The 547-nt window shown below is 61.4% G+C and carries 1 protein-coding gene; it reads left to right on the top strand.

Annotated elements, in window-relative coordinates; genetic code table 11:
• Positions 1 to 29: 29 nt before the first annotated feature.
• Positions 30 to 547, top strand: a 518-nt coding sequence (locus OE647_RS20135) for an HpcH/HpaI aldolase/citrate lyase family protein (protein WP_263723545.1), incomplete at its 3' end; no start/stop codon positions are given.

Below are 547 nucleotides of genomic sequence, written 5' to 3' on the forward strand. Positions count from 1 at the left end.
CCACGCCAACCCATCCAAGGACCCGTCCCATGAGCTTTCACGTGATCGAACAGGCCCCCGCACGGCTCAACCGCAGCGAATTGGCCGTTCCCGGAAGCGCGCCGCAAATGTTTGAAAAGGCAGCACAATCCGACGCGGATGTGATCTTCCTCGACCTCGAGGACGCGGTGGCGCCGGACGACAAGGCCCAGGCCCGCAAGAACATCATCAAGGCCCTCAACGAGATCGACTGGGGCCGCAAAACCATGTCCGTCCGAATCAACGGACTCGACACCCATTACATGTATCGCGATGTCGTCGATGTCGTCGAACAGGCCGGCGAACGCCTCGACCTGATCATGATCCCCAAGGTCGGAACCGCCGCCGATGTCTATGCCGTCGACATGATGGTCACCCAGATCGAGGACGCCAAAGGCTACAAGAAACGCATCGGCTTCGAGCACATCATCGAGACCGCGCTTGGCATGCAGAACGTCTCCCAGATCGCCGCCGCCTCCAGGCGCAACGAAAGCCTCCACTTCGGCGTCGCCGACTACGCCGCCTCCAC

It is taken from the genome of Albidovulum sediminicola, from assembly GCF_025751575.1.
In the GTDB taxonomy this organism is placed as follows: domain Bacteria; phylum Pseudomonadota; class Alphaproteobacteria; order Rhodobacterales; family Rhodobacteraceae; genus Albidovulum; species Albidovulum sediminicola.